Raw genomic sequence first — 582 nt, forward strand, 5'->3', positions numbered from 1 at the left:
GTTTGTTGTTCCTCGCTGCGTTGATTTTGTTTGTCTTCACCTTTGCTGTGAACGCGTTGGCAGAGTTGGTTCGTCAAAGATTGAGAGATAAATACCGTGCGTTGTAGTTTAGATCAGGAAAAAGAGCGAGTGACTGAATGTTAAATTGGATTCGTTCTGGCGCACCGTGGATATGGCTAACAGGCGGTGCGGTCAGCATCAGTCTGTTGTCGGTGTTAGGGTTATTGCTCCTCATTGGTTGGAAAGGATTAACCTATTTCTGGCCTGCGCCATTGTATCAATGGAACGTAACGTCGTTGACGCCGGTGCAAGGTGAAGTGCTGCATGAAAACACCATTTTGATTGGCCAGATTTACGAGCGCAGCTTTGTTCCGAGAAGCTATCTTCCAGTGGATGCCGTCAAGAAGTTAGACGAAGATGAGGATTTCGCGACTCGATTGAACATCAAAATTGCGAATCGCGAGTTATATCCGGCCGATTTTATTTCCGTATTGCAGATGCAGCTGGATGAGCCAACCACACCCAAAGAGTGGGCGGTGATTGAGCGCAGCAGCGGCGGATACTTTTTTGGTAAGCTGGTGG

The 582-nt window shown here is 47.8% G+C and carries 1 pseudogene; it reads left to right on the forward strand.

The features are described 5' to 3' along the window. Window positions 1-137: 137 nt before the first annotated feature. Window positions 138-582: pseudogene (locus R8N49_RS29020) on the forward strand (phosphate ABC transporter, permease protein PstA); the annotation flags it as partial.

This window comes from Vibrio sp. 1978, assembly GCF_033344345.1.